We start from the raw sequence: 6,396 nt of genomic DNA, 5'->3' as shown, positions 1-6,396 counted from the left end.
GTCTTGCCATGGTTCTCTCTCCGAAAACCCGACAGCCATGGTCAATTCCTCAGGACGATCTGTCCACCCCCAGGGGCGCACTCCAGTTTTGGGGGAAACGACATGCATAAAAACAAGACCTAAAGCGCGGCGCATGAATCCGTTTCAGCGCGACGCGCTTTAGCCGATTGCGGTTGCCGAAACCTGGTGCCGCGATGTCTCGATCGCGGAAAACCGCTTCAGGAACGCATTTTGCGCCCAGGTCACCGAGCGTGGCGTGAAATCGAAGCGGTCGGCATTGAAGCCGCGCGGACGGCCGAAGAACTCGGTCGCCTCGGCGGTCGAAAAGCCGGCGAGCAGCGTTGCCTCGAAATAGGCGGCGATCTGGTCGGCGCGCTTGATCTCCTTGCGCAGCGCAGCACTTGGCTCCTGCGGCAGCGAGAAGCGCAGATGGATGGCGCGCTGCAGCCGCAACTCACAATCCTTGTAGCTGCCGCCCATCACCGATTTGAACGGTGAGATCATGTCGCCGATGACATATTCGGGGGCGTCGTGCAGAAGAGCCGCCAGCCGGGCGTCGGCCGAAGCCTCGGGTACCAGGTCGCGGAACAGCGCTTCGACCAGCAGCGAGTGCTGGGCAACCGAAAAAGCATGCTCGCCGCTGGTCTGGCCGTTCCAGCGGGCAACGCGGGCGAGCCCGTGCGCAATGTCTGAAATTTCGATGTCGAGCGGCGAGGGGTCGAGCAGGTCGAGCCGGCGGCCTGACAGCATGCGCTGCCAGGCGCGTGCCGGCGCGCCGACGCGGTCGGCCGCCATCAGGCCTCCTCCGCGCTGACGGCTTCCTGCGGGAAGGCGAATTTTGCCCAGCGGGGAATGGCTAGTGTAACCGGAATGTTCGCCGCCATGATCGGCAGGTCGGCGTCGAGCGCCGCCTTGATCCGGTCGATGCGCGCAATCGCCAGACCGATCGTGCCGGCGGTCGAGCCGAGCGTGCCAACCGGCCTGCCTTCGACGGTCAGTTCGGAGCCGGGCGCGGGCAGGGGCCGGTCGGCTGACACGATCAGAACGCGTCGCCTGGCGGTGCCGCGATGCTGCATGCGCGAGACGACCTCCTGGCCGACATAGCAGCCCTTCTTGAAGCCGACGCCACCGGTTTCGTCCAGCAGCACGTCGTGGGGAAAGGCGTCTCCGAGTTGGTAGTCGCTGCCGCTTTCGGCAATGCCGCCGGCAATGCGGAAGGCTTGCCACGCGGCAAGATCGCTGCGCTCATCTGTTTCGCCATAGGAACGCGTGACGGCACCCTTCGGAAAGCGCGTGTCGGCGGCCGCCGTTGAATCGGATTGCGAGGGTGTTGATTCATGTCCCCATGCAACGGTGACAAATGCCTGATCGGATTTGGCAATCTCGACCCTGGCGCGCAGTTTGTAGAGCGTCAGCCGGCGTATGAAATCGTCCGATATGTCGGCGCGGCATTCGAGCCAAAATGCATTCTCGCCGGTGCGGGAGATCAGGAAATCGAACAGGATCTTGCCTTGCGGCGTCAGCAGCGCACCGGGCTTGGCTTCGCCGGGAGCCAGGATGTCGAGATCGGTGGTCAGGATGTTCTGCAAAAAATGCTCGGCATCCGGACCTGATACGGAAACGAGGGCGCGGTCTTTGAGCTGGGCAAAGGGCATGGGCGGAAAAGCAACCTGATCTTGCAAAACGGTCGGCCTTTACGTAAGCCGCTGGCACTCCCCCCGCAAGAGAGCATGGCCATGATCTACGACCTCATCCTGACAGGCGGCACCGTGGTCAACCACGACGGCGAAGGGGCTCGCGACATCGGCGTGAAGGGCGGGCGCATCGCCGCCATCGGCGATCTCCGCCAGGCCTCGGCGGGCGAGACGATCGACTGCCGCGGCCTGCATATCCTGCCGGGCGTCATTGACAGCCAGGTGCACTTTCGTGAGCCGGGATTGGAGCACAAGGAAGATTTGGAAACGGGTTCGCGCGCGGCCGTGCTTGGCGGCGTCACCGCCGTGTTCGAGATGCCCAACACCAATCCTTTGACCACCAGCGAGGCAGCGCTTGCCGACAAGGTTCGGCGCGGCACGGATCGCATGCATTGCGATTTTGCCTTCTGGGTCGGCGGTACCCGCGAAAACGCTGGGGATGTCGGCGAGCTTGAGCGGTTGCCGGGCGCGGCCGGGATCAAGGTTTTCATGGGCTCGTCCACCGGCGACCTGCTGGTCGAGGACGACGAAGGTGTCGCCTCGATCCTGAGAAACACGCGCCGCCGTGCCGCCTTTCATTCGGAAGACGAATTCCGGCTGCGCGAGCGTCTTGGCGAGCGCATCGAGGGCGACCCGGCATCGCACCCTGTCTGGCGTGACGAGATCGCCGCCTTGCGCTGCACCGAACGGCTTGTGCGCATCGCTCGGCAAGCGCGCGCCCGCATTCATGTCCTGCACATCTCGACCGCCGAGGAGATTTTGCTCCTCGAACAGCACAAGGATGTCGCGACCTGCGAGGCGACGCCGCATCATTTGACGCTCAGCGCCGACGACTATGCGCGGCTCGGCACGCTGATCCAGATGAACCCGCCGGTGCGCGCCGCCCGCCATCGCGACGGCGTCTGGCACGGCATTGCGCAAGGCATCGTCGACGTGCTCGGCTCCGACCACGCGCCGCACACGCTGGCCGAGAAGGCCAAGCCGTATCCGGCCTCACCGTCGGGAATGACCGGCGTGCAGACGCTGGTGCCGATCATGCTCGACCACGTCAATGCCGGCCGGCTAACCTTGCAGCGCTTCGTCGACCTGTCCAGTCATGGCCCGCAGCGGATCTTCGGCATGGCCAGGAAAGGCCGCATCGCCGCCGGCTATGACGCCGACTTCACCATCGTCGACATGATGCGGCGCGAGATAATCACCAATGCGCAGGCCGGCTCGAAATCCGGCTGGACGCCTTATGATGGCAGGGAAGTGACGGGTTGGCCGGTCGGCACCGTCATTCGAGGCCGACGTGTCATGTGGGAGGGGGAAATCGTCACGCCAGGCCAGGGCAAAGCGGTGGAGTTTTCCGAGGCATTGCCCGTCTAGGCTCCCGGATCTCTGCAAGGGCAGAGGCAGAAAGCTCAATCCCCGGCGACGAAGAACGACCACTGTCCGGCAGGCGTGATGCCGACACGGTAGAAAATATAAGCGCCGAACTGCTTCATGTCGTTGAAATCGCCAGCGGTGACGATCTTGAACAGCTCGACCCGCTGCTTGGCGTCCAGCTTGTCCAGCGGCAGGGCGAAGAAATACGGCCACACATAGAGTTCTTGTGGCGTGCCGGCATCGAGGTGGACGTAGCCGGCATTAAGCACCTCCTCCAGGATGGCCAGAATCTCCTGACCGTCTGGGTCGCCGGAGAGGCCCTTGAGGAAGGCGATGGCGTCGCCGTCTATGTCGGTCAGCGATATCTGTGTCATGCTCTCGCCCGTGCCGATCAACGGCCGCAGCTTTTCGATATCGCCGTCCTTGCAGGCTTCGACGATCAGATCGTGCATGCGCCGCACCGGTTCCGGCAGCTTGCCGAGATCGTAGACGACCTCGGGCACCGGCGTTTCCGGATCGACACGCGGTCTGGTCACGCCGCCATCCGCCGGACTGTCCGGCTCGGCTTCGGCAGGAGCAGTCGGCTGGCTGGCCGGCGGCGGTGTTCCGACCGGATTGGGCATCGGCACGGCGCTTCCGGAGGGCGACATGTCGTCGTCGGCCGGCGGCGTGACTGTTGGGGGGAGCTCTTCGCGCTTGATCTCGCTCAGCGCATAGGCGGGGCTGCTCGCGAGACACACAACCAGGGGAATCGCGGCACAGCAAGCGGCGAAGCAGATGCAGAGGACAAAGCCACGCGGCTTGCCTGACATCGAAAAATTCACTGCCCGTTTCTCCCTGCTTCCGGGCATGACGCCCGAGCGGCGTTGCGTCGTCAAAGAACCGGAGGTCGGTTCAGTGCCGCAGCCGTTCAGGTTCGAAGGCGCCAGCAATCACCTTTTCACGCATACGGTCGAGCAGGGCAAGGGCCGAGGTCTCGCCATTGGCGCGCAACATCTCGCCGAAGGCTGTTTCGAGTGCTGCTTCGGCAATGATCTCGGGCTCTATCCCGGCGGAGAGACCTTCCGCCCAGGCCTCGCTGTGGCTTTCCACGGCGGTCAGGCGTTTTTCTTCCCTGACCAGCGCGTCGATGTCGTTGACACCATGTTCCATAAGCGAATGTCCACCCTTTCAAGCAGCGATCCGTCGATGTGGATCAGGCCTGATCTGTTCGTTTCACACGCAGGGACAATTAAGTATTTGTAAATACGACATTTTTTTGATCGTCTTTTACAAAGCCCGATTGCCTTGTGTGAAGCTGCGTTCAGCTCGAGTCAAACTTAGCCGATTGGGGCGGCCTGCGGGGCGAAAACCTTCAGTTTGAGTTAATTCCGCTTTCGCGCGGTAAGGTTTCGTTAATACTGTTGCAGAAGTGCAACATGAGGATTGCACCAAGATATCGCCGGGCGCAAGCCGGATATCTCAGTCGTCGTCGGCAGTGGTCCGGATAGCTGTTGATGAGCGGCCAAATGCCTAGTTGCCGTAACGCGAGGCGATGTCGCGCGACAGCGTCTCGCCTTCCTTCATGTAACGGCTGATGGCTTCGGTCGCCGAGGGCGTGCACCGCGTATAGGTGCCGCCGAAGGAGCGGTAGCCGCGATTGAAGCTGGCAATGAAGCGGGCGCGCCGCTCGGCGTCCGGATTTTCCGAATCGAGCAGTTTTGTCATCTCGACACGCCACTGGTCGCCCTTCTCGCCGCACAGATTGCGCAGGAAATGCAGCGAGCCCAGAACCTCCGCCAGCCGCATCAACCCAGGCTCGAACGGCGATTCGGCGCTGAGCGCGGGCCGTATCGAAACGGTCGCGCCGACCGCAAGACACACGGCGAGGAGCATAGACGGACGGTTCATAAGCCTTCTCTACCCAACGGCGTGGCTCCGCCAAACAGGATAAGTCTTTGTGGCGAAACAATTTGTCGCCTGCAAGGCGGTTTCAGGGCTTCGGCCCGTCGTCTCCGTCCGGGTCCAACAAGTCCTCGGCCACGGCGAACACCGAGCCGGCGAGCGGCAATGCCGCCATCTCGCTGAGCGTATAGAAGGCCGCCGTCTCTGCATCGTCGCTGGCTACGGCCTCGCCGCCGGCATAGGCGGCGCCGAAGACCGTGAGAAGATAATCGACCGGGTGGCTGTCATCCCGGCCGTCGATGTGGATTTCCCGCAGCGGGCGATAATTTGTGGCGCGCAAACCGGTTTCTTCCTGAAGTTCGCGCTCTGCCGCTGCCTCCAGCGTCTCGCCGGGTTCGACCTTGCCGCCCGGAAAGGCATAGAGCCCTTGCGAGGGTTGCCGGGCTCGCTTGACCAGAAGCACGGTGTCTGCCCGCACGACGGCGACCGAGACTGCCGGAAGTGTCTTGCGCGCTTCGTTCATGGGTTCCCGATCCGGCGTGTAGGCAGGTCTGTTGTGGACCGCCCAGCATGGGCAAGCTTTAGCGGTTGCGCAACGCCGGTTGCATCGCCACTTTCAAGCTGAATCATTCGAAGGGCGCCAATCGACAATGTGCGGACGTTTTGCCTTGACCGCGACGCCGGACCAGACCACCGCCTTGCTAGGCTTGGCGGAACTGGAGGATTTCCCGGCGCGCTACAACATCGCACCAACCCAGCCGATCCTGATGGCGGTCGCGGGCGCCCCGCGGGCGCCGGGCTCCAATCTGCCGGACCGGCAGCCAATGCTGGTGCGCTGGGGGCTGATCCCGACCTGGGTGAAGGATACACGCGAGTTTCCGCTGCTGTTCAACGCGCGCTCCGAAGGGGCTGCCGAAAAGGCGTCGTTCAAGGCCGCCATGCGCCATCGCCGCGCTTTGGTGCCAGCGTCCGGCTTTTATGAATGGCGGCAAACCGGCGGCAAGAAAGGTCAGCCTTACTGGATACGCCCAAGGAATGGCGGGCTGGTCGCCTTCGCCGGACTGATCGAGACCTATGCCGAGCCGGGTGGTTCGGAAATGGACACCGGCGCCATCCTGACCATCAACGCCAATGCCGACATCGCGCATATCCACGACCGCATGCCTGTGGTGATCGATCCCAGGGATTTCGCCCGTTGGCTGGATTGCCGCACGCTCGAGCCACGCGAGGTCGCCGATCTGTTGCGGCCGGCTCAGCTCGATTTCTTCGAGGCCATTCCCGTCTCCGACCTCGTCAACAAGGTCGCCAACACCGGGCCGGAAATTCAGGAGCGGGGCGAGATCGGGCCGGAGCCCGAGAAGGTCAAGCGCCAGAAGCCCGGCGCGGACGACAGTCAGATGACGCTGTTCTAGCTGAACTGTTCTTCAGCGGCGCATGTCTGCGCCATTTG

General features: G+C 63.2%; 8 protein-coding genes. 2 read left to right on the top strand and 6 right to left on the bottom strand.

The features are described from left to right. Positions 1–159: 159 nt before the first annotated feature. A complete protein-coding gene (locus NKJ67_RS30240) occupies positions 160–795 on the bottom strand; it encodes an HD domain-containing protein (protein WP_127271677.1) in 636 nt (211 codons plus the stop codon). Next, a complete protein-coding gene (gene ygfZ / locus NKJ67_RS30235) occupies positions 795–1,655 on the bottom strand; it encodes a CAF17-like 4Fe-4S cluster assembly/insertion protein YgfZ (RefSeq protein WP_352584913.1) in 861 nt (286 codons plus the stop codon). The genes NKJ67_RS30240 and ygfZ overlap by 1 nt, the downstream gene beginning before the upstream one ends. Positions 1,656–1,730: 75 nt before the next feature. Here ygfZ and NKJ67_RS30230 point away from each other — a divergent pair, with 75 nt between their 5' ends. Continuing rightward, positions 1,731–3,062: a dihydroorotase gene (locus tag NKJ67_RS30230; RefSeq protein WP_189367437.1), complete on the top strand. Its 1,332-nt coding sequence runs from the start codon at positions 1,731–1,733 to the stop codon at positions 3,060–3,062. A gap of 35 nt (positions 3,063–3,097) precedes the next feature. Here NKJ67_RS30230 and NKJ67_RS30225 read toward each other — a convergent pair whose 3' ends face one another. The 4 genes from NKJ67_RS30225 to NKJ67_RS30210 all read right to left on the bottom strand — a co-directional run bounded on the left by NKJ67_RS30225 (position 3,098) and on the right by NKJ67_RS30210 (position 5,469). Further along, positions 3,098–3,886, bottom strand: a complete 789-nt coding sequence (locus NKJ67_RS30225) for a hypothetical protein (RefSeq protein ID WP_352584911.1) — start codon at positions 3,884–3,886, stop codon at positions 3,098–3,100. Positions 3,887–3,956: 70 nt separating this feature from the next. Further along, the gene (locus NKJ67_RS30220) at positions 3,957–4,214 is read right to left on the bottom strand and encodes a hypothetical protein (RefSeq protein ID WP_008874920.1); all 258 of its coding nucleotides are present in this window, start codon (positions 4,212–4,214) and stop codon (positions 3,957–3,959) included. Positions 4,215–4,574: 360 nt separating this feature from the next. Next, positions 4,575–4,952, bottom strand: coding sequence for a TIGR02301 family protein (locus NKJ67_RS30215; RefSeq protein WP_013532565.1), 378 nt, complete (start codon positions 4,950–4,952; stop codon positions 4,575–4,577). 82 nt (positions 4,953–5,034) lie between these two features. After that, positions 5,035–5,469 carry an NUDIX hydrolase gene (locus tag NKJ67_RS30210; protein ID WP_352584909.1) on the bottom strand — a complete coding sequence of 145 codons (435 nt, stop codon included), beginning with the start codon at positions 5,467–5,469 and terminating at the stop codon, positions 5,035–5,037. Between the two features lie 127 nt (positions 5,470–5,596). On the opposite strand from NKJ67_RS30210, the gene NKJ67_RS30205 reads away from it, so the two are divergent. Continuing rightward, a complete protein-coding gene (locus NKJ67_RS30205) occupies positions 5,597–6,358 on the top strand; it encodes an SOS response-associated peptidase (RefSeq protein ID WP_352584907.1) in 762 nt (253 codons plus the stop codon). The last annotated feature ends 38 nt before the right edge of the window (positions 6,359–6,396 follow it).

The organism is Mesorhizobium sp. M0088 (assembly GCF_040322895.1).
Classification (GTDB): domain Bacteria; phylum Pseudomonadota; class Alphaproteobacteria; order Rhizobiales; family Rhizobiaceae; genus Mesorhizobium.
The sequence above is the reverse complement of the archived record's forward strand: the minus strand, read 5'-3'. Positions and strand labels throughout refer to the sequence as shown.

Bases quoted from the DNA above. Each gene is read 5' to 3' on its own strand.
- NKJ67_RS30220 (WP_008874920.1), bottom strand. From the start codon at position 4,214: ATGGAACATGGTGTCAACGACATCGACGCGCTGGTCAGGGAAGAAAAA.
- NKJ67_RS30240 (WP_127271677.1), bottom strand. From the start codon at position 795: ATGGCGGCCGACCGCGTCGGCGCGCCGGCACGCGCCTGGCAGCGCATG.
- NKJ67_RS30215 (WP_013532565.1), bottom strand. From the start codon at position 4,952: ATGAACCGTCCGTCTATGCTCCTCGCCGTGTGTCTTGCGGTCGGCGCG.
- NKJ67_RS30210 (WP_352584909.1), bottom strand. From the start codon at position 5,469: ATGAACGAAGCGCGCAAGACACTTCCGGCAGTCTCGGTCGCCGTCGTG.
- NKJ67_RS30205 (WP_352584907.1), top strand. From the start codon at position 5,597: ATGTGCGGACGTTTTGCCTTGACCGCGACGCCGGACCAGACCACCGCC.
- NKJ67_RS30230 (WP_189367437.1), top strand. From the start codon at position 1,731: ATGGCCATGATCTACGACCTCATCCTGACAGGCGGCACCGTGGTCAAC.
- ygfZ (WP_352584913.1), bottom strand. From the start codon at position 1,655: ATGCCCTTTGCCCAGCTCAAAGACCGCGCCCTCGTTTCCGTATCAGGT.